The sequence below is a fragment of the Marinitoga sp. 1154 genome (assembly GCF_013363285.1).
Classification (GTDB): Bacteria; Thermotogota; Thermotogae; order Petrotogales; family Petrotogaceae; genus Marinitoga.
Genome location: NZ_LBFB01000007.1, coordinates 85,371 through 106,099, shown reverse-complemented (window position 1 = coordinate 106,099; position 20,729 = coordinate 85,371). Strand labels below are relative to the sequence as shown.

21 protein-coding genes are annotated in these 20,729 nt (G+C 28.1%); 12 read left to right on the top strand and 9 right to left on the bottom strand.

Annotated elements, in window-relative coordinates; translation table 11 throughout:
- Positions 1 to 266: 266 nt before the first annotated feature.
- Positions 267 to 1,055: a DUF368 domain-containing protein gene (locus tag XO12_RS05130; protein ID WP_217683644.1), complete on the bottom strand. Its 789-nt coding sequence runs from the start codon at positions 1,053 to 1,055 to the stop codon at positions 267 to 269.
- 330 nt (positions 1,056 to 1,385) lie between these two features.
- Between XO12_RS05130 and rplU the strand changes: the two genes are divergently transcribed.
- From rplU to XO12_RS05085, 9 genes are all read left to right on the top strand, one after another.
- Complete coding sequence (gene rplU / locus XO12_RS05125) at positions 1,386 to 1,697, top strand: 50S ribosomal protein L21 (RefSeq protein ID WP_047266173.1); 312 nt, start codon at positions 1,386 to 1,388, stop codon at positions 1,695 to 1,697.
- Positions 1,698 to 1,701: 4 nt separating this feature from the next.
- Positions 1,702 to 1,995, top strand: coding sequence for a ribosomal-processing cysteine protease Prp (locus XO12_RS05120; protein WP_052913238.1), 294 nt, complete (start codon positions 1,702 to 1,704; stop codon positions 1,993 to 1,995).
- Entirely contained in the window at positions 1,992 to 2,270 is a 279-nt protein-coding gene (gene rpmA / locus XO12_RS05115) for a 50S ribosomal protein L27 (protein WP_175419790.1), read from the top strand. Before XO12_RS05120 ends, rpmA begins: the two co-directional genes overlap by 4 nt.
- 12 nt (positions 2,271 to 2,282) lie before the next feature.
- On the top strand, positions 2,283 to 2,813 hold the full coding sequence (locus tag XO12_RS05110; RefSeq protein ID WP_047266171.1) for a hypothetical protein: 531 nt from the start codon (positions 2,283 to 2,285) through the stop codon (positions 2,811 to 2,813).
- A 17-nt stretch (positions 2,814 to 2,830) separates the two neighbouring features.
- A complete protein-coding gene (gene rplM / locus XO12_RS05105; protein ID WP_047266170.1) occupies positions 2,831 to 3,277 on the top strand; it encodes a 50S ribosomal protein L13 in 447 nt (148 codons plus the stop codon).
- A gap of 14 nt (positions 3,278 to 3,291) precedes the next feature.
- On the top strand, positions 3,292 to 3,699 hold the full coding sequence (gene rpsI, locus XO12_RS05100) for a 30S ribosomal protein S9 (protein WP_047266169.1): 408 nt from the start codon (positions 3,292 to 3,294) through the stop codon (positions 3,697 to 3,699).
- A gap of 79 nt (positions 3,700 to 3,778) precedes the next feature.
- Positions 3,779 to 5,509 (top strand): DNA primase, encoded by a 1,731-nt coding sequence (gene dnaG, locus XO12_RS05095; protein WP_052913237.1) that lies wholly within the window; start codon positions 3,779 to 3,781, stop codon positions 5,507 to 5,509.
- Positions 5,509 to 6,771 carry an RNA polymerase sigma factor RpoD gene (gene rpoD, locus XO12_RS05090; protein WP_047266168.1) on the top strand — a complete coding sequence of 421 codons (1,263 nt, stop codon included), beginning with the start codon at positions 5,509 to 5,511 and terminating at the stop codon, positions 6,769 to 6,771. Before dnaG ends, rpoD begins: the two co-directional genes overlap by 1 nt.
- A 13-nt stretch (positions 6,772 to 6,784) precedes the next feature.
- On the top strand, positions 6,785 to 8,764 hold the full coding sequence (locus tag XO12_RS05085) for an ATP-dependent helicase (RefSeq protein ID WP_047266167.1): 1,980 nt from the start codon (positions 6,785 to 6,787) through the stop codon (positions 8,762 to 8,764).
- 45 nt (positions 8,765 to 8,809) lie between these two features.
- Here XO12_RS05085 and XO12_RS05080 read toward each other — a convergent pair whose 3' ends face one another.
- Together XO12_RS05080 and yfcE are read right to left on the bottom strand one after the other, a co-directional pair.
- The gene (locus XO12_RS05080) at positions 8,810 to 10,591 is read right to left on the bottom strand and encodes a 5'-nucleotidase C-terminal domain-containing protein (RefSeq protein ID WP_175419788.1); all 1,782 of its coding nucleotides are present in this window, start codon (positions 10,589 to 10,591) and stop codon (positions 8,810 to 8,812) included.
- An 87-nt stretch (positions 10,592 to 10,678) separates the two neighbouring features.
- Positions 10,679 to 11,230: a phosphodiesterase gene (gene yfcE / locus XO12_RS05075; protein WP_175419787.1), complete on the bottom strand. Its 552-nt coding sequence runs from the start codon at positions 11,228 to 11,230 to the stop codon at positions 10,679 to 10,681.
- A gap of 234 nt (positions 11,231 to 11,464) precedes the next feature.
- Between yfcE and XO12_RS05070 the strand changes: the two genes are divergently transcribed.
- Positions 11,465 to 12,286 (top strand): MBL fold metallo-hydrolase, encoded by an 822-nt coding sequence (locus XO12_RS05070; protein WP_047266164.1) that lies wholly within the window; start codon positions 11,465 to 11,467, stop codon positions 12,284 to 12,286.
- 81 nt (positions 12,287 to 12,367) lie between these two features.
- Here XO12_RS05070 and malE read toward each other — a convergent pair whose 3' ends face one another.
- The 5 genes from malE to XO12_RS05045 all read right to left on the bottom strand — a co-directional run bounded on the left by malE (position 12,368) and on the right by XO12_RS05045 (position 16,907).
- Positions 12,368 to 13,576 (bottom strand): maltose/maltodextrin ABC transporter substrate-binding protein MalE, encoded by a 1,209-nt coding sequence (malE, locus tag XO12_RS05065; RefSeq protein WP_047266163.1) that lies wholly within the window; start codon positions 13,574 to 13,576, stop codon positions 12,368 to 12,370.
- A gap of 148 nt (positions 13,577 to 13,724) precedes the next feature.
- Entirely contained in the window at positions 13,725 to 14,774 is a 1,050-nt protein-coding gene (locus tag XO12_RS05060) for a hypothetical protein (protein WP_047266162.1), read from the bottom strand.
- Positions 14,775 to 14,776: 2 nt separating this feature from the next.
- Positions 14,777 to 15,754 carry a DNA-processing protein DprA gene (dprA, locus tag XO12_RS05055; RefSeq protein WP_175419786.1) on the bottom strand — a complete coding sequence of 326 codons (978 nt, stop codon included), beginning with the start codon at positions 15,752 to 15,754 and terminating at the stop codon, positions 14,777 to 14,779.
- Positions 15,741 to 16,100 carry a DUF1622 domain-containing protein gene (locus tag XO12_RS05050; RefSeq protein ID WP_175419785.1) on the bottom strand — a complete coding sequence of 120 codons (360 nt, stop codon included), beginning with the start codon at positions 16,098 to 16,100 and terminating at the stop codon, positions 15,741 to 15,743. Before XO12_RS05050 ends, dprA begins: the two co-directional genes overlap by 14 nt.
- 78 nt (positions 16,101 to 16,178) lie before the next feature.
- The gene (locus XO12_RS05045; protein ID WP_052913240.1) at positions 16,179 to 16,907 is read right to left on the bottom strand and encodes a WecB/TagA/CpsF family glycosyltransferase; all 729 of its coding nucleotides are present in this window, start codon (positions 16,905 to 16,907) and stop codon (positions 16,179 to 16,181) included.
- 241 nt (positions 16,908 to 17,148) lie between these two features.
- Between XO12_RS05045 and lon the strand changes: the two genes are divergently transcribed.
- Positions 17,149 to 19,509 (top strand): endopeptidase La, encoded by a 2,361-nt coding sequence (gene lon / locus XO12_RS05040; protein WP_047266160.1) that lies wholly within the window; start codon positions 17,149 to 17,151, stop codon positions 19,507 to 19,509.
- Positions 19,509 to 20,093 carry a ribosome biogenesis GTP-binding protein YihA/YsxC gene (gene yihA, locus XO12_RS05035; protein WP_047266159.1) on the top strand — a complete coding sequence of 195 codons (585 nt, stop codon included), beginning with the start codon at positions 19,509 to 19,511 and terminating at the stop codon, positions 20,091 to 20,093. The genes lon and yihA overlap by 1 nt, the downstream gene beginning before the upstream one ends.
- 115 nt (positions 20,094 to 20,208) lie before the next feature.
- Here the strand turns inward: yihA and XO12_RS05030 are convergent, their stop codons facing one another.
- On the bottom strand, positions 20,209 to 20,634 hold the full coding sequence (locus tag XO12_RS05030) for a Fur family transcriptional regulator (protein WP_047266158.1): 426 nt from the start codon (positions 20,632 to 20,634) through the stop codon (positions 20,209 to 20,211).
- Positions 20,635 to 20,729 lie beyond the last annotated feature (95 nt).

The following is a 20,729-nucleotide window of genomic DNA, read 5'->3' as shown; positions in this document are numbered from 1 at the left end:
TTTATTTATATTTTTAAGTCTGCCAAATTTATTAAAATTAAAGCGTCTAAGTTTTTTAGTTCTTTTTAGTTTTTTCCATTATTTGTATTTCTTTCTTTGATATATACATATTTTTACACAATACTTATTTTAAGTATATACTCTCATTTGTATTTCTCATTGATTGTTTTTGTCTTTATTTCATTTTTCATCTTTATTTTCTACTTTTTTGTCCCCTTTTCTTTCCTCTGGTTTATTTTTTACTTTGTTTTCTGGGCTGCCTCTCTCTAAATTGAATTCGCTCCATTTAATATTTTTTCCAAATATTTTGATAAAAAAATACCCATTATAAAAAATATGTAAGTTAATATTTTGGAAGTTATAGGAAAAATAACAAATAATCCTGCCAATGTTAATCCAATTAAAAAAGACATAACTTTTTCATGAAATTTTTTCATTAGCTCATCCAATAACTTTATAATAAAAATCAACCCTAAAAAGATACCAAGCGCTACAGGAATCAATATATCAAAATCAAAATTAGAAACAGCATTTATAACCGGTTTATATAACCCCATAATCAAAAGCATGGATGATCCACTTACTCCAGGTAAAACCATTACAGATACCGCAATAATACCTCCAAACATTAAATACCAAAAACTTATTTTTCCAGTTGTTAATTCAATAGATTTAGTAAAACTTAAAAAGAAATATGCAATAATGAAAGTAATAATTATAATAGTATAATTTTCTCTTTTTTTAAAATTTATTTGATTGGATAAATAAATAAGCCCTCCTATTATTAATCCAGCAAAGATACCATAAGAATACTCTGGATATTTGTTAAACAAATATGATAAAAATTTCGATAAGAATATTATAGATGTTCCCATACCAATGATTAAAGAAAGAATCACTTTCAGCGACTCTTTTGACCATCTTAATGATATAATATCTGATGCTGATTTTAAAACAATTTCATATCTTCCAGATATGGCCGCTATAGTACCTCCACTAATTCCCGGCAATAATTCTGCAATCCCCATTATTAAACCAAGTATAAAATCCCGCAATATTTACACCTCCATTTGTCTGTGAAGAATAGACTTTTTACGCCATAATATTATACAATAAAATCACATTTTTTATATTAATTTTTTTTACTTTTGAATAAATTTTATGTATTTAAAGTGATCAGATAAGAGTTTTTAGAATAAAAAAGAAATTATCTGAATAACTTTGTTTTTTTAGACAACATGATATATCAAACTGATTTATAATTTTAACATAAGTTTAACTATTGTTTTGGTGAAATATGATAAAATAATTCGGAAAGGGTCTAAGGTCTTAAACCCGAAAAGGTACCTTAGCCCATTATTACTATTTCAAGAGGAGGTGACCATATGTACGCTATCATTGAAGTTGGCGGAAAGCAATATAAAGTAGAAGAAGGCATGGAACTTTACACAGAAAAATTAAACGGATATGAAGAAGGCGCAGAAGTTGTATTGGATAAGGTTTTATTTGTAAAAGGCGATTCTGCTAAAGTTGGAAAACCTTATGTTGAAAATGCTAAAGTTGTTGCTGAGGTCGTTAAACATGGTAAAGACAAAAAAATATTAGTTGTAAAGTTTCAGGGAAGAAAAAACTATAGAAGAAAAAAAGGACATCGCCAACATTTTACAACTTTAAAAATTAAAAAAATCGAAGCATGATATTATGATTAATATCATATTCAATTTAAAAAAAAATTATGTTGAAATTGATGGACATGCAGATTTTGATGAATACGGTAAAGATATACTATGTAGTGCAGTTAGCACTTTAACACAATTTGTTGCTGAAATTATAAAGAATGAAAAAATCGGAAATTATAAAAAGAGAGATGGATACTTAAAAATCAAATGGAAAAATAATGAATTGTCCGATAAATTAGTAAAATATTTACACGATGCTTTAAAAAGTCTTGAGGAGAGTTATCCATATAACTTGAAGGTGGAGGTGAATAAATAATGAAAATAGATCTTCAACTCTTTTCATCTAAAAAGAGTGGAGGTACTGCAAAAAATGGAAGAGATTCTAATCCAAAGTACCTCGGTGTAAAAAAGGGAGACGGTCAAAAAGTAATACCTGGAAATATAATTGTTAGACAAAGAGGTACTCATTTTCATCCAGGCAATAATGTAGGAATGGGTAAAGACCATACAATATATTCTAAAATAGAAGGTTATGTAAAATTCGAAAGAAGAAATAACAGAAGATTAATTAGTGTATATCCCGAAAGATGAGTTGGTGATAATATGAGCCGTGTAAAAATTTTATCCACGGCAGGAATATTGGGAGCTTTATCCGTACTTTTAATGTTTTTAGAATTTCCAATATTTCCTTTTGCAAGTTTTTTAAAATTTGATCCAAGTGCTTTATTAATTATATCTTCGCTTCTTTTATTTAATTGGCAGACTGCCTTATTTTCATTAATTACCAAAGATTTAGTATTTTATTTTGTTAAATCTGGTGATTTAATAGGAGTTTCAATGGATTTTGTCGCAATTCTGACATTTATAACTATATTAACTTTATTAAAGATAAATATAAATAAATATATAAAATACGTAATATCTTCTTTTATTGTTGGAATTGTGATGGTATTGATGAATATGGCTATTATACCGCTTTATTTTAAAATGAGTTTTAGTGAGGCAGCAAAGTATTTTGGATTATCATCATGGACTTTAGCTATAACTATAATATCTTTTAATTTGATAAAATTTATTATAGACGCTATTTTAGGTGACTTGTTATATAAAAGAATTAAGAACTTTTTTTCCTAAGAAAGGAGGACAGTAAAATGGCTTCAATAATGACTCAAAAGAGTTATTTAGCAAAAAATGAAGAAGTAGAAAGAAAATGGTATGTTGTTGATGCAACAGGAAAATCTTTGGGTAGATTAGCTTCTCAGATAGCAAGAGTATTACAGGGAAAACACAAACCAACTTATACACCACATGTTGATACAGGTGATTATGTAATAGTGATTAATGCTGAGAAAATTATATTGACAGGAAAGAAATGGACACAAAAGAAATATTACAGACATACTGGTTATCCAGGTGGAATAAAGGAGCAAACAGCTAAAGAAATATTAGAAAAATATCCTGAAAGATTGATAGAAAAAGCAGTTAAAGGTATGCTTCCAAAAACAACATTAGGAAGACATATGTTTAAAAAATTAAAGGTTTATTCTGGTTCTAATCACCCTCATGAAGCACAAAAACCAGAAAAGTTGGAATTATAAGGAGGGAATAATGCATGGCTGAATTTATAGATTATTACGGCACAGGTAGGAGAAAAGCTTCTATCGCAAGAGTACATTTAAGACCAGGTGACGGTAAAGTAAGGGTAAACAAAAAAGAATTTGAAAACTTGACACAATATTTCAATAATAATCCAGTTTGGTCAAAACACGCTTTAGAACCTTTAGCAGTTACTGAAAATGAAGGAAAATTTGATTTGGTTATAACTGTTGAAGGTGGCGGAATGAACGGTCAGGCTGGTGCTATTAGACTGGGAATTGCGAGAGCTTTATTAGAATATGATGAAAATTTAAGACCTGTATTAAGAAAATATGGTTTATTAACGAGAGATCCAAGAGAAGTAGAAAGAAAGAAATACGGTTTAAAGAAAGCAAGAAGAGCTCCACAATTCTCAAAGAGATGATTTTTGTTTTTATACAAAAGTATTGCATAATGAGGGAACGATATTCGTTCCCATCTTTTTGCTATATGGAGATGATGTCTTGATACCAAAAGAAATTATTGATGAAATTAATTCAAGATTGAGTATTAAAGATATAGTGGGCAGCTATCTTTCCTTAAAAAAAACAGGAAAGAATTATACTGCTCTATGTCCATTTCATCCTGAAGACACTCCATCTTTTTTTATTTTCCCGGCAACAAATACATTTCATTGTTTTGGCTGCGGGGCTCATGGAGACCCTATTAACTTTATTCAAAAATATGAACAATTAAATTTTATAGATGCTGTAAAAAAAGCTGCTGTTATGGCTGGAATTGATATCTCTAAATATTTTAAAAATAGAGAACTTCCTATTGAATTACAAATTTTTGAAAATTATCATAAAAAATATAAAGAGTTATTATTAAATCTTCCTAATTCACATTTAGCCTGGAAATATTTATTAGGTAGAGGTATAAATAAAGATTATGCTGAAAAATTTGAATTAGGATTCTCAAACGGAACATTAAAATCGTCAATTCTCGATGATTTTGATTTACCTGTTTCTCTTGGAAACGAATTAGGAATACTTAGAAAAGATAAAACGGAAATATTTAAAAATAGAATTATTATTCCTATTAAAGATGATTTTGGAAGAATTGTTGGCTTTGCTGGTAGGACAATAAATAATGAATCTCCAAAATATTTAAATAGTCCTGAAAATAAATTTTTTCAAAAATCTAAAATTCTATATTTATATAATAAAGCTAAAAACATAATAAAAAGAGAAAAATATGCTATATTAGTAGAAGGATATTTTGATGCAATAAATATGCATATAAATGGCTTTGAAAACTCCATTGCTATTTTAGGTTCAGCTTTTACAGCAAATCATGCAAAAAAACTTATAAAATTAACAGATAAAATAATTACAATGTTTGACATGGATGAAGCTGGACAAAAAGCTACTTTAAGATCATTGGATTATCTATTATCCTATGGTTTTCAAGTCGCAATTTCTCAATATAATGCAAAAGATCCAGATGAATTAATAAAGAAATCCGGTGAAACTGGGGTGTTAAATGCCTTAGAAAAATCAAAAAAATTTTATGATTTTATTCCTGAATATTACAAAGATAAGTATAATATAAACGACGAATTTGGTATAGAACAATATCTTGAAAAAATGGCTGAATGGTATCTTAAATTTCAAAAATCAAAACATGCTGTTATTCTGGATACGTTTATTAAAAGAATTTCATTAATTCTTTTAAAACCAGAAAACAATATAAAAAAAGCTATTGAAAATATAATAAAATATAAAAAATTGAATAGAAAAATCATACCATATACACCAAAAGATGAAAATATATCTGATGCTTATTCCAAAAAAGCTGGAGAATTAGATAAGCAATTAATATGGTTATGGATTAAACATAAAAGATTTAGAGAAAAAATAAAAGAAAAATTATCATCAAAAGATTTTGAAACTTTAGGAAAAGAGTTTTTCGAACTAATTGAAAGTGGCTACGATTTATCTGAAATTTTGGAAAATGGTAGCGAAGATTTAATAGATTTAATAAAACTTGTATGGAATTTTGATTATGAATTAGAACCTGAAAGTATTTTTTTAAGTCTAATACAATCAGTAGATAAAATTAGAAAAGAAAAACAAATAAAAAAATTGAGAAAAAAATTAAATGCTACTACAGATCCAACTGAAAAAAAAGATTTAATGAGAGAAATATTCGAGATACTCGCTAGCCTTAAAAAGCGAGGAGGTGTTTTTTAATGGCAGATAAAGATTTAATGAAGGCTATAAAAGATATAGGAGATTTGGAAATTGGAAATATTGATAAATCACAGGAATATGTTGAAGTGAAAAAGAAAAAAAGAAAAAGTTATAAACCACCTAAACCATTTGAAAAAATTATAAAAGAGTTAGTAAAAAAAGCAAAAAAGAATAATATGATATTAACATATGAAGACATTGATAAAACTCTTCCATCTGAATTAGATACAGAATTAATAGAAAAAGTGTATGAATCTTTAGAAAAAGAAGGTATCGTTGTAGATGATGGTTCTCAATTAGACGAAAATAGTATTCATGAAATTGAAGAAATAATAGAATCTGAAGGTACTGCTACCATAGAATTAATGGACTATTTAGAAGATGGTGTAACTCAAGTATTTGATAATATGTCTTTAAAAGATCCTATAAAAGTTTATTTGAAAGAAATTGGAAAAATTAAATTATTAACACCACAAAGAGAAAGAAGATTAGCTAAAAGAGCTCATGAAGGGAATAAAAAAGCAAGAGACGAATTAATAAGAGCTAATTTAAGACTTGTTATATCAATTGCAAAAAAATACGTTGGTAGAGGTTTATCGTTTCTTGATCTAATTCAAGAAGGAAATATCGGACTGATTAAAGCCGTTAATAAATTTGATTATAAAAAAGGGTTTAAATTCAGTACATATGCAACATGGTGGATAAGACAAGCTATTACACGTGCAATTGCTGACCAGGCAAGAACTATAAGAATACCTGTACATATGGTTGAAACAATTAATAAATTCAATAAAATAATAAGGGAATATTTGCAGGAGTATGGCGAATACCCTTCACCTGAAAAACTTGCAGAATTAACCGGCAAACCAGTTGAAAAAGTTAATGAAATATTATTAACAGCAAGAGAAACTATATCTGCAGACTCACCTTTAGGCTCTTCTGACGAAGATGATTCTACAATAGGTGATTTCATAGCCGATGATTCACTTGATAAACCATCTGAAGTTGCAATGAAAATGCTATTAAGAGAAGAATTAGAAAAAATATTGGACACATTACAACCAAGAGAAGCAATGGTATTAAAGATGAGATATGGACTACTCGATGGAAAAGTAAAAACACTTGAAGAAGTAGGTCAATATTTTAACGTAACAAGAGAAAGAATTAGACAAATAGAAGTTAAAGCTTTAAGAAAATTAAGACACCCCAGCAGAAGTGCTCAACTTAAAGAATTAAGCTCAATGCTTGGAAAAGAATTATAACTGGGGGAATATTATGAAAGAAAAAATTTTTAATTTAAAAAAAACTGAATACATTATTCCAGAATTTTTTAAAGAAGAACTTGATGACGAACAATTGGATGCTGTTATTAATTCAAATGGCCGAACATTAATAATTGCAGGCCCGGGTTCCGGAAAAACCCGGGTTATTACTTATAAAATTGCATATTTATTATCTCAAGGAATCAGACCAGAAAATATATTATTAGTCACATTCACAAGAGCTTCAGCAAAAGAAATGATAGAAAGAGTTAGAAATGTAACAAATGTAGACACTTCATCATTGACAGCTGGAACATTTCACCATATATGTAATATAATTTTAAGAAGGTATTCGAAAATAATAGGTTATGAAAATAATTTTTCTATTCTTGATTCTGAAGATTCAAAGGATTTAATGAGAATAGCTAAAAATGAATATAAAGAACATTTATCCAAAGAAGAAGCAAAACAAATTCCAAATGAAGGCGTTATATTAAAAATTATAGGTTATGCTGCTAATACATTAAAGTCCATAAGAGAAGCAATTTTAGATATCGCTTCGTATCTGATAAATTTCGAAAATGACATTGAGAAAATATACATGAAATATATTGAATTAAAACAAAAAATCAACGCAATGGATTATGATGATATGTTAATAAATACATTGCACTTATTAGAAACAAATGAAGATATTCGAAAACATATAGCTTCAAAGTTTAAATGGGTATTGGTAGATGAATTTCAGGATACAAGTTTAGTTCAACTGAGAATTGTAGAGTTTCTATCTAGTGTTCATAAAAATTTAATAGTAGTTGGTGACGACTCTCAAAGTATTTATTCATTTAGAGGCTCAAGATTTGAAAATGTTGATGATTTCACGAATCATAAAAATGTAAAACTATTTAAAATTCAAACAAATTATAGAAGTGTTCCAGAAATTGTAAATCTTGAAAATTATTTAATTCCCACACATTCAATTCCAAAAAAATTAAAACCATATAGATCTTCATATAATATAAAACCAAAAATCGTAAAAACTTATGATGAATTGGAACAATCTGACTTCGTTGTTCAATTAATTGAAAATAAATTTAATGAAGGTATTTCTCCAGATGAAATAGCTATTTTATATAGATCCCATAGTCTTTCTATGGCATTGCAACAAAAATTAGATGCTAATAAAATAGCATATAAATTATTATCAGGAAAGAGATTTATCGAAACAAGACATATAAAAGATATACTAGCATTTTTAAAAATAACAAATAATCCATTTGACAATATTTCATGGTCAAGAACTTTAAAATTATTTCCCGGGATTGGGCAAAAAACTGTATCAAAAATAACAAATAGTTTTTATTCTAACCTGATGGAATATACAACACCATATGATGCATTTGAGAATATCAATCTTAAAAAGTATCCAAAATTAAAAGATATAATATTATATTTATATGAAAATGAAACAGAAAACCCACAGGATTTAATCGATTATATTTATTTTGAATTTTATAGAGAATATTTAGAGCTTAATTTTAAAGATGCTTATTCAAGAAAACTTGACATAGAAAGATTATCAGAAATTGCTTCAAGATATGAAACTCTTGATAAATTTCTCGAAGAACTTGCACTAAGCGAAAACATTGAAATTCAGAATGCTGATAAAGATAAAAAAACAGAAAAGATAACATTAACAACAGTACATGGCGCTAAAGGTCTCGAATGGAAAGTAGTAATAATAATTTCTGTTAATCCTGGAGACTTCCCAAATGGCATGGCATTAAAAGATAAAAAACTTGATGAAGAAGAAAGGTTATTTTATGTCGCGGTAACCAGGGCAAAAGATGAATTATATATAGTTAAACAATTAACAGGAACAGCAAAACCATATTATGGCAACTCATTTTATATGAGACAAAAACTTCCTGATTTTACCGATAAAATTCCTGAACACCTTGTTGAATACTGGAAAATTGGATATGAAGAATAAACAAACACCAGACTAAAAAAACAACCCCTTGAAGGGGTTGTTTTTTTAATTATTAGAAATTGCTGGTTTATATATTACTAATTTTTGTCCAATATAAATTAAATCTGGATTTTTGATATTATTCCATTTTGCTATTGCATAAGGATTTACATTGTACATTCTTCCTAATTTAAACAAAGTATCTCCTGATTTTACATTATACATAATATCTGTTGCAACATACCAATTATTATCCACTTTAGCTTCTATAACTTTATGTTCCATTATATAATCAGCCATTAATTCTGAAACTTCCATCATTACTTCTTTTACAACTGGTTTTCCTTTAAACATGGAATATCCTCCACCGCCACCGGCTCTATAATTATTCAATACAATTTCATATTCTTTATTCATTTCAACTGGTTTTCCTTCATACTCAAGCCATACTACTCTTTCTCCAACAGGTTTATTAACATCTATAATATATCTTATACCTTCCCACATATCATAATTATAATGTTGAGGTTTAGGATCAACCCATGATTTATTTACTTCAACCTTTCCATCTTTTAATACAAAATAGTCCGCACTTCTCTCTATTGCATCTTTTATATCTTTACCTGTAACTTTCAATACTTTTAAAGTATTTGGATAAATATAAACTCCATTTATATCTCTTAAAGTAACAGGTCCAGATTTCCATCCTTTTATATCATTATTAAACAATGCAGTTGAAGAAATCTTTACTCCAGAATAAGTTTGTTGTACTCTGTTTACAAATTCTATAAGTGCATTATCTGCTAATCTCGTTTTTAAAGGATCGTAAACATAAAAATCGCCTTTTGCGGTTCCAACTGGTTGATCTAACCATTTTTGAACTTTATCTTCATAATCCTGAACTAAAGCTAAAACCTCTTTGTCTGATTCTACAGTTTTAGAATTTAACAATTCAGATTTCTTTGAAACTATTTTCCATTTTCCATTTGAGTTATCAAGAGTTAATTCAATTCTTCCAACCATTTTACCCCAATTTTTTGGCATAGATACTGCAACACCATTATAAACTCCTGAAATTGCTCTGTGTTGATGTCCTGTCAACAAAACATCTATTCCTGGAACTTCTGTTAACAACTGATATCCCTGATTTTCTCCAGTTAATTCTTCAGTTGGTTTTCCAGTATTTAAATCCCTTTCAAATCCTCCATGATAACCTACTATTAAAACATCAACTTTTTCTTTTTCTCTTAATATTTTTACATATTTTTTTGCAACCTCAACTGGATCATAGAAATCAAGATTCCTTATATTTTTCGGATCTTCCCAATTTGGAATAAATTTTGTAGTTAACCCCAGAATACCTATTTTAATACCTTTATAATCGAAAACCATATATGGTTTAAATACTGGTTTTCCTGTATCTCTATCTACTATATTAGCACTTAAGAATGGAAATGTTGCTTCTGATATTGCTTTATTTAAAACTTTCTTACCATAATTAAATTCATGGTTTCCTATAATTGAAGCAAGATATCCCATATGGTTCATAACTTTAACCATTGGATCAACAGGACCATTATCTATTCTTGCATGATAATATTCTAAAGGCGTCCCTTGGATTAAATCACCTGTGTCAATTAAAAAGACATTTGGATTTTTCTCTTTTTCCATTTTATAAAATGTTGAAACTCTTCCCAACCCTACATAATAAGGCTTATTTGTTGCATAATTTACAGGAAATATATTTCCATGTAAATCACTGGTATGAAGAATAACCAGGTTTACTTCTTCTGCAAAAATAGCCAAACTAATAATTAAAATACTTAAAAGAATAAGAAACTTTCTCATACATACACCCCCTGCTTTGTTATATTGGTAAATATTATTATACCACTTTTTACAAAAAAATGTACATCAAATTTTTAAAAATACATATTAATATTCCATATAGACAATATCTTTTAAAATATCTATAAATTTAAATTCTATGGAATCCATATCTACTTCAACCAATAAAATACTATTAGGCGAATTTTCTTTTGGAATAGACATACTTCCCGGATTTATTACAACAATATTATCAACCTTATCAAATCTTGGAATATGTGTATGACCATGAATCAAATATTGACAATTATATTTTTTTGCCAATAATATCGAATCTTCTAAATCAGGATCCCAGCCATGAGCGAAGAAAAAATTAAATGGACCATAACTTTCAATTACATAGGGTGTTGATTCCGGTATATTTAACAATTTTAAATCTATTGGCGAATCACAATTCCCGGTTACAAATGTTCGTTTAGAAAATGTTGTTAATCTATTCGCAAGTTCCATTGGCTCATAACCCTCTGGCAATGAATTTCTCGGGCCATGATATAAAAAGTCTCCAAGATGTATCAATCTATCAGCTTCTTTTATATATTTTAAAGCTTTTTCAAAATAAAATATTGAACCGTGTGTATCACTAATTATAGCTAATTTCATATTTTACCTCCACAAAATTAAAGTTATTATTTACATTGTATATTTTACCATAATCTTGCTATAAATAACAATACATCTTTTAATATATCCAAAAATTGCCCACCGTTAGGTGTGCGTTAGCTCAATTGTTTTATAATATTATTTTGTTTTTCCTCTTTTGCCCACCGCTAGGTGTGTATTTATGGAGCAAATATGGTATAATTAAAGAAAACTAATCTTCAAGGGGGAAAGGTTATGGAAATTTTATTTTTAGGAACGGCTGCATCAGAAGGTTTTCCAAATCCTTTTTGTTCATGTGAAAATTGTAAAAACGCTAGAAAAGAAGGTCAAAAAAGTATCAGACTAAGATCAAGTATTTTAATTGACGAAGAAATATTAATTGATTTTGGCCCAGACATAGTCGCATCAGCTAATAGATTTGGCAAAGATTTATCTAAATTTATGCATATTTTAATAACTCATGGCCATTCTGATCATCTATTTTTTAAAAACTTTGAATATCGCAGTCCTATATTTTCTGGTTCTTTTGATGATTTACCACATATAGACTTAATTGTTCCTGATAATTTAGGTACAATCATAAAAAACAATACTGATCTTCCCAAAATAAGTCTAATGTCAGTTGAGCCATTTAAAACTCTACATTTAAATGGTTATATTATATATACATTAAAAGCATATCATACTTCAGGTTATGATGAAACTCCTTTGAATTATATTGTAGAAAAAAATGGAATAAAAATTTTGTATGGTGTAGATACAGGAAAATTCCTGAAAGAAAGTGTGGATTTTATAAAAAATAAAATTGGATATCTGGATATTGTAATTTTAGATGCTACTATGGGATTTAACAAAAAATATGAATTTCATATGGGTTACGAAGAAATATTAGAAACAAAAGATGTATTCGAAAAAGAAAATATCATTAATGAAAAAACAGATTTTATAGTTACTCATTTTTCTCATTTACATAATCCTGTTCATTCAGAATTAGAAAATATATATTCTAAACATAATATTATTCCAGCATTTGATGGTTTAAAAATAAACAAATAATTTCATGCCTTTGATTTATTTTAATATTCTGAAACTTAAATAATAAACAAATGACGGCTTAGCCGTCATTTGTTTATTCGCTCATTTAGAAATTGATGTTTTAATTTTTTCAACAGCTTCTTTTAAAGCTTGAGCTGGTTCTAATTGACCATTTATAATTTGAGATAATGCATCTCCCATTGGTCCCCAAACTGAACCCATTTCTGGAACATTTGGCATAGGCTCCCCACCTGCTGCACTTTTTACAAATGCATCAACGATTTCTTTTGGAACAGGTCCGCCTTTTTCTTCGATAATTTTAGCAACATCTGTTCTTGCTGGTAATCTTGGATCTGCTAAATAGAATTCATAAATTCCCTCTTTTGTTGCTAAGTAATTAATTACAAATTCTTTTGCCAGAGCTTTATTTTCGCTTCTTGCATTTACCATTAATCCCTGTACTCCAACAAAAGGTTTTCCATAGTGACCATCAGATAATTTTAATTCTGTTAAAGGTAATACTCCAAAATCTATTCCTGCATTTATATAGTCTTTTACAGCCCATGGTCCATTGATAATCATAGCAGCTAAACCATCTTTAAACATTGAATCCATTGTTCCATAATTAGCTCCTTGTGGAATTAAGCCTTCATCAAAGAAAGATTTAATTAATTCAGCACCCTTAATTGCCCCATCATTTGCTAAACCAATATTATTTACGTCATAACCATTTTCTTTTGTCCATTTGAAAACATAACCACCATTTCCTGCTATAAATCCGTATGAAAAATAGAAGTTACCTGCGTCATAAACAAATCCTAATGTTTCATCAGTTGTATATTCTCCAGCAATGGCTTTTAAATCTTCGATAGTTTTCGGTGCTTCTTCAACATAATCTTTATTGTATAATAAAGCAACAGCTTCAATTGCATAAGGAACACCATATAGTTTTCCATTTACTGTGAAAGCGTTTAAACCTGATTGTGCGAATTTATCTGTTTCTATAGCAGAAAATGGAATTGAATCGATTAAACCGTTTTCAACTAATTCTCCAACCCAATCGTGAGCACCAACAATAATATCAGGACCTTCTCCAGCCTGTGCAGCAGTCAAAAATTTTGATTTAATATCACCAAAATTAACCTGTTGCACTTCAACCAATATTCCTGTATCTCTTGTAAATTTTTCACCAAATGCTTTCATAAAATCAACCTGCTTTTCTGAAGACCATACTACTATTTTGTTTGATACTGCAAATATAGAAGTAAATACAAATAATACCAATAATGTTAATACTGCAGCTTTTTTCATCTTTTTACCCTCCCTTTACTATTTTTATAAAAAAACTGTTACAGTAAAATTATAACACATAATTTTATATTTTTCTATATCTTTTTTTATTTTCAATGGAGTTTATAAACGATTATAACGATTTATTGTTAATTAAAAATTAAAAAAGTTATTTTATAACTAAATATAGCATATTTTGTGTAATCAAATCATAATCCTTAAAATACAAATTATATAGTTTATCTGTAAAAATTTTTGATTCTATTTCAAAAATAGCTGTATTATTAGAATAATTATAAGAATATACTTTAAAATTACTCGTTATTAAATTATAAATTTTTTGATACTTTTCATTTGAAATATCTAATATAACAATCTGGACGGGAAGACCGTTTGCAAGATAATTCATCCATGTCTTTATTATTTCTTTAGAAAGCTTTTCACCAGCAATTTCAGAACTTTTTCTTACAGCTGTCTTTATAGCACCTATTTTCGTTACATCAGAACCTCCAGATTCAGCAGACACACTTGCAACCAATTTACCTGTTGATGTCCAATAGGCTTTAAGACCTATTTTACTTCTTGCTGTACTCAAACCATAATATTCTCCAGAATATTCAGCATATATATTACCTTCAATTAAAATGTCAAGTCCTTCATTAGCTAAATTTATTTTATCTGATACTTTTCGTATTTTCCCCAAATCAAATAAATTAAAACCATATTTACTTAATTTTCCTTCAATAGTTGTTTCCGCAATTTTTATATAAAAATCATTACTCCTTGTCATTGGAATAAAAACACCTATTTTTGGTTTTTTCATCTGTTGTAAAATATAAAAATAATCATCATCTTTTAAATTTTTTGAAACTTTATACTTTATTTTTATTTTATAAATTCCATTTTCACTTGTTTTCTGTAATATTTCAGAACCTTTTATAAACCCATAGGTTTTTGAAAGTATTGTTTTATCAACTAATTTGAAGTTTTTTACAGTTGTTTGATTATATAATTTCATTCCTACTATATTTTGTAAAGCCTGAATACGTGCGTTGGTTTCTGCTTCTTCATAATTAATTCCTTTTCCTTCCACTACAATCTCGGTAAAGGCATTATCCGCAGAAGAAAAATATTCATAAGGTTCCGTTTTGGGTTGCGAAGAACAGGAATTTAGTATAAATAAAAATATGATTAACAAAAAAAGCACACTTTTTCTCATAATCATCCCCCTTTGTAATAGTAAATTCCATTATTTTCTATTATTATCCCCTCTAAAGTCAACATTGTTAGCCTTTGCAGTATAATAGATGATTTTTCAGATGTATAATATATAATTTTTTCAAATGTATTAAAATTATTCGTTATAGCCTCAATTATTTTAAAGTCCAATGGATTTTGAATATCAATATTATTAGTATTTTCAAGATTAAAAAGTTCTTTTAAATGGGTTTTAGATATAATCGGTATTGCACCATTATATATTAAATTATTTGTCCCTTCAGAAGATTTTTTTGTTATATCCCCAGGAATCGCATAAACATCTATACCACTTTCTATTGCTAATCTAGCTGTTATTAAAGAACCACTTTTTTTAGCTGCTTCTATTACAATTATGCTACTACTCAATCCAACAATTATTCTGTTTCTTTCAGGAAATCTAAACGATTGAGCAGGCGTACCTGGAGCATATTCTGAGATAATACATCCATTATTTTCTAATATTTCATTATATAAGGACCTATTAAAAGCGGGATATGGAATATCCACACCACTACCCAAAACCGCTATCGTTTTATTTTTTATAGCACCTTTATGAGCAAATGAATCTATTCCATAAGCCATACCACTAATTATGACGTATTTTTTTGATAATATTTCAGAAAAGGAAAAAGCTATATTTTTTCCATATGCTGTGCATTTTCTGGATCCTACTATTCCAATAGATTTTTCTTTCAATAATTTTACATTACCTTTTATATATAAGACTAATGGCGAGTTATATATTCGCCTTAACTTTTCAGGATATTCTTCATCAAAAAAAGTAATAACCTTTATATCCTTTTCTTTCAAAATATTATAAAACTCTTTTAATTGTTTATACTCAATCATAGGCTCTTTATTATTTTTAATATTATCGATTATTTTTTTATTAGGCTCTTTCAAAAATTCCTTCATCCATATAATACTATCTTGAATCATTTTTAACATCCTTTTTATGTTCTCTAATTTCTCTCGTTAAAAAATAATTTAATGTGGTTCTAATTGCAATTATAGTTGCCAGATGTCCGGTATCATTCCATGTTGGAGATACTGTTGTTCTAAGGATGCTTGCTCCTATCAGAAAACTTAACCCCAGTGAAAAAGAATGTCCAAGTTCTAACCGGCTTTCCCATATACTCATTTCAGATTCTTTTCCAAAAAGTACATCCTTTAAAAAGATAGAAAATCCTTTTATCATCCCAAATACTATTACAATCATAGCTAAAATATAAGATATATTTGAAACGTAATCAACAAGAATTTCGACAACATGATGAATTTCCATTTAACCACTCCTTTATCTTCATTAATAACAATTTTATCATAAAAATTTAAAAAATAAAAAGCAACCTTTAATTGGTTGCTATAAATTGATAACTTCTAAATTTATAGGCATTTCTTTAGATCTATAAATTTTAAAATAAAAATTCATCAAATCAGGAAATTTCCTGAATCTTTTTGGTTCTCTTAACATTCTATATAACCATTCTAATCCAAAAAACTGAAATATTTTCGGTGCCCTTGGTATCTTACCGGATATAACATCTATACTCCCTCCAACACCCATAGCTAATTTTACATTTAATCTATGAATATTTTTGTAAATAAATTCTTCCTGTTTTGGAACGCCCATCCCTACAAAAAGGATTTCAGCTCCACTATTATTAATTCTATCAATTACTTCTTCTGTATTATCAAAATAGCCATGATGTGTTCCAACAATAGAAATATCCGGATATTTATTTTCTAAGTGTTTTTTTGCCTTGTTTGCAACCCCAGGTTGAGACCCCAATAAAAATATTTTATGTTCCTGCCATTCGCAAATTTTTAACATTGTATCTATTCCTGGACATCTTTCAGTTGTATATCCCCATTTTTCGAGATATTTTACAACACCAATACCATCTGGTATTGATATTGTTGCATTCTGTAATTCATATTTATATTCATCATTTTTAAAATATTCTAAAAACATTAGTGCGTTTAAAGTTACAACCCAAACTTTTTCATCTGAGTTTATTTTTCTTTTTATAAAATTCCACATTTCTTCCTTTTTACCAGATAATAATTTTAAACCAAATAATTGTATCATTTGAGTCACATCATTCCCACCTTTTTGATATACAATTTTTTTATAAACTTTTTTTAATAAACGCTTCTATTTATTTTTTCTTTATCTTTACCTTAAATACCTAATAAATTATAATTAATGTGCTAAAATATATAATGGACTGTATATTGATAAACCTTACTCAATTTTATATTTTACCATATTTCTGTCTTAATTTATTAATATGAATGTTAATTTTACAATAAAAATGGAGGTTGATTGCATGGATAATAAAAAAAGTGCTATAGATAGATTCATAGATAAATCTTTTCAGGAAAGTATTCCAAAAGAATTACCGGTAATTGCAACAAGAGCTAAATTAGTAATTTTTCCAAATTCCATATTACCAATGTTAATCGGAAGAAAAAAATCTATAAAAGCCCTTGAAGAATCTCTTGAGAAATACAACAACATGATTTTTTTTGTTTCACAAAAACATATAGAACAGGAAAATCCCAAAATTGAAGATTTATATAAAATCGGAACTGTTGGAAAAATTGTTCAAATAGTAAAATCACCAGAAGGGGAGTATAAAATTTTAGTTGAAGGATTGAAAAGAGCTGAATTCAAAAAAGTTATTGAAACAGAAGAACTATTTAAATTTGAAATTTCACCTCTTGAAAGGAAATATAAAATCACAAAAACTTTAGAGGCATTGGTGAGAAAAGCAAAAGATCTATTTGAAAAATATATTAGTTTAACAAAAAAATTCCCTCAAGAAGCAATAATGGTGTTAGAAGATACTAATGATCCTGAAATTATAAGTGATTTAATAGCATCTGTTTTACCTCTTGAACTAGAAGAAAAACAAGAATTATTGGAAGAGTTACACCCTAAAAAACGTTTAGAATTAGAATTGGAATTTCTTGCGAGAGAAATTGAATTATTGGAAATAGAAGAAGTTTTAGAATCAAAAGTAAGAGAAAAAATTGAAAAAGGTCAAAAGGAATTTTATTTACGGGAAAAATTAAAGGCTATTCAAGAGGAACTCTCTGGAGAATCTGATGAAGAATTTAAAGAGATTAAAAATAAGATTGAAAATTCCGGTTTGCCAGATTATGTAAAAGAAAAAGCGGAGTACGAACTAAAAAGACTTGAAAAAATGTCGCCATATTCTCCAGAATCTAATGTCGTTAGAACGTATTTAGATTGGATTATTAATTTACCCTGGAATAATAAAACTGAAGATAGATTGGATATAAAAGAAGCTGAAAAATTGTTAAATAAAAATCATTATGGCTTAAAAGACCCGAAGGAAAGAATTTTAGAATTTCTGGCTGTAAGAAAATTAACAGATAAACCAAAATCACCTATTCTATGTTTCGTAGGCGCTCCAGGAGTTGGTAAAACATCCCTTGGAAAATCTGTCGCTGAAGCCTTAGGAAGAAAATTCGGAAGAATTTCACTTGGCGGCATAAGAGATGAAGCTGAAATACGCGGACATAGAAGAACATATGTGGGAGCTATGCCAGGTAGAATAATTCAATTAATAAAAAGATTAAATGTGAAAAACCCTGTTATTGTACTGGATGAAATTGATAAAATGGGTATTTCTTATCAAGGAGATCCTGCCTCTGCTCTCTTAGAAGTTCTTGATCCAGAACAAAATAATAGTTTTATAGATCATTATTTAGAAATACCGTTTGATCTCTCTGAAGTGATTTTCATTACTACTGCTAATGTGTTGCATACAATTCCTTCAGCTTTAAGGGATAGAATGGAAATTATACATATTTCAGGATATACTGATGCTGAAAAGTATTATATAGCCAAAGATTATATAATCCCACGTTTAATGGAAGAACACGGAATAAAACATTCTCAAATAAAATTGAATAAATCTGCTTTACAAAAGATAATTTCTGAATACACAAGAGAAGCTGGAGTGAGATCTCTAGAACGTGTTCTGGCAAAATTAATGCGAAAAACTGCTTTAAAATTAGCCGAAGGTGAAAATAAAGTTGTTATTAAAGTTAAAGATATATCTGATTTTTTAGGTACTCCACCATATTTCAGATCAGACAAATTAAAAAAACCTGAAATAGGCGTGGCTACAGGAATGGCCTGGACAGCATATGGAGGAGAAATTTTGCAGGTTGAAACGCTTATAACCTCTGGCAAAGGAAAAATCATAATTACAGGTAAATTAGGAGAAGTTATGAAGGAGTCTGCACAAATAGCATTAACTCTATCAAAAGCGCTAATAGAAAAATTCGATGAAAAGTTAAAAGACAAATTTGAAAATTGTAATTTTCATATACATGTTCCAGAAGGAGCTGTACCAAAAGATGGTCCATCTGCCGGAATTACTTTAACAACATCGATAATTTCCTCAATATTAAAAAATCCTGTTAACAATGAAATTGCTATGACTGGCGAAATTACTTTAATGGGTAAAGTATTACCTGTAGGTGGAATTAAAGAAAAGTTATTGTCTGCATATAGAAGCGGAATTAAAGAAGTAATAATCCCTAAAGATAATGAAAAAGATTTAGAAAAAATCCCAGAAGAAATTCTAAAAAGGATAAAAGTCAATAAAGTTAATAATATTGAAGAAGTATTAAAAATAGCATTACTGGGGTGATGAAAATGTCTAATAAAATAGAATTAGTAAAAACTGCATATATAAAAGGAGATTACCCTCCTGTTCTTAATTCAGAAATAGCATTTGCCGGAAGATCTAATGTTGGAAAATCAAGTTTGCTTAATAAAATATTTGGTATAAAAATCGCAAAAATAAGTTCTAATCCCGGAAAAACTCGATCTATAAATTTTTATAGTGTAAATAACAAAGGTTACCTTGTAGACTTACCAGGATATGGATTCGCAAGTGTTTCAAAAGAGGAAAAGAAAAAATGGGCTCAATTATTGGAAGATTATTTTACTAACAGATATTCATTACAGATGGTCTTTTTGCTAATCGATCATAGGCATGAACCACAAAAGAAAGATATTGAAATGATACAATGGTTGAGGCAACTAGAAATACCTTTTATTATAGTTCTTACAAAACTCGATAAGTTAAAGAAATCGGAAAGAAATAAAAAATTCAAAATAATACAAACTGAATTATCAAAATATGGAGAATATTTATATTTTCCTGTATCTTCAAAAACTGGTGAAGGTATAGGCTTATTAAAAAATGAAATATATAAATATTTAAAATAGCAGGTAAGTAATTACCTGCTATTTATAATTATTATAATATAAAAATTTTATCTTTAATTAATTATAGAAATATCAACACAATCTGATAAAAATAATACTGCACTTAAGTGCAGTATTATTTGCATTCAGTACACATTCCATATATCTTCAAGTCAAAATCTTTAATTTCAATATTTTCATAAGGTAAAATACTTCTTATTTTTTCTTTATCCAAATCCAACTTTAATGCCTTTCCGCAATTTTCACATATAAACAGCACTCTTGGGTCTTCATCAAAATCTTCTATCAATTCATATCTCGGTGTTCCGTCTTCAAAATCCAACTTTCTAATAATACCTATTTCTTCTAAAAGATCTATCCCTCTCTTTACTGTCATTTTACTTGTTTTATGGCTTTTTTTCTTTCTGATATTCATATATACATCATCTAAACTCAATAATCTTCCTTTTGATTCCATAAATATTTTTAAAATAAGCTCTCTTTGTGCAGTCATCCTTTGTTTTTTATCTCTGAGAACCTTTTTTAATATTTGTTGGGACATAGTGTAGAATCCGCCTCCTCATATTTTAGTTCGATTCAATTTTACAGCAAAAAAAAAACTTTTTGATTTAAATATTATTAAAATTGTGTTCCCTT

What these genes read in the sequence shown, in the direction of transcription:
- XO12_RS05120 (WP_052913238.1), top strand. Translation starts at nt 1,702, where the DNA reads ATGATTAATATCATATTCAATTTAAAAAAAAATTATGTTGAAATTGAT.
- XO12_RS05085 (WP_047266167.1), top strand. Translation starts at nt 6,785, where the DNA reads ATGAAAGAAAAAATTTTTAATTTAAAAAAAACTGAATACATTATTCCA.
- lon (WP_047266160.1), top strand. Translation starts at nt 17,149, where the DNA reads ATGGATAATAAAAAAAGTGCTATAGATAGATTCATAGATAAATCTTTT.
- yfcE (WP_175419787.1), bottom strand. Translation starts at nt 11,230, where the DNA reads ATGAAATTAGCTATAATTAGTGATACACACGGTTCAATATTTTATTTT.
- rplU (WP_047266173.1), top strand. Translation starts at nt 1,386, where the DNA reads ATGTACGCTATCATTGAAGTTGGCGGAAAGCAATATAAAGTAGAAGAA.
- rplM (WP_047266170.1), top strand. Translation starts at nt 2,831, where the DNA reads ATGGCTTCAATAATGACTCAAAAGAGTTATTTAGCAAAAAATGAAGAA.
- XO12_RS05060 (WP_047266162.1), bottom strand. Translation starts at nt 14,774, where the DNA reads ATGAGAAAAAGTGTGCTTTTTTTGTTAATCATATTTTTATTTATACTA.
- XO12_RS05070 (WP_047266164.1), top strand. Translation starts at nt 11,465, where the DNA reads ATGGAAATTTTATTTTTAGGAACGGCTGCATCAGAAGGTTTTCCAAAT.
- XO12_RS05080 (WP_175419788.1), bottom strand. Translation starts at nt 10,591, where the DNA reads ATGAGAAAGTTTCTTATTCTTTTAAGTATTTTAATTATTAGTTTGGCT.
- XO12_RS05030 (WP_047266158.1), bottom strand. Translation starts at nt 20,634, where the DNA reads ATGTCCCAACAAATATTAAAAAAGGTTCTCAGAGATAAAAAACAAAGG.
- rpoD (WP_047266168.1), top strand. Translation starts at nt 5,509, where the DNA reads ATGGCAGATAAAGATTTAATGAAGGCTATAAAAGATATAGGAGATTTG.
- rpsI (WP_047266169.1), top strand. Translation starts at nt 3,292, where the DNA reads ATGGCTGAATTTATAGATTATTACGGCACAGGTAGGAGAAAAGCTTCT.
- malE (WP_047266163.1), bottom strand. Translation starts at nt 13,576, where the DNA reads ATGAAAAAAGCTGCAGTATTAACATTATTGGTATTATTTGTATTTACT.
- dprA (WP_175419786.1), bottom strand. Translation starts at nt 15,754, where the DNA reads ATGATTCAAGATAGTATTATATGGATGAAGGAATTTTTGAAAGAGCCT.
- XO12_RS05045 (WP_052913240.1), bottom strand. Translation starts at nt 16,907, where the DNA reads ATGATACAATTATTTGGTTTAAAATTATTATCTGGTAAAAAGGAAGAA.
- XO12_RS05110 (WP_047266171.1), top strand. Translation starts at nt 2,283, where the DNA reads ATGAGCCGTGTAAAAATTTTATCCACGGCAGGAATATTGGGAGCTTTA.
- yihA (WP_047266159.1), top strand. Translation starts at nt 19,509, where the DNA reads ATGAAAATGTCTAATAAAATAGAATTAGTAAAAACTGCATATATAAAA.
- XO12_RS05050 (WP_175419785.1), bottom strand. Translation starts at nt 16,100, where the DNA reads ATGGAAATTCATCATGTTGTCGAAATTCTTGTTGATTACGTTTCAAAT.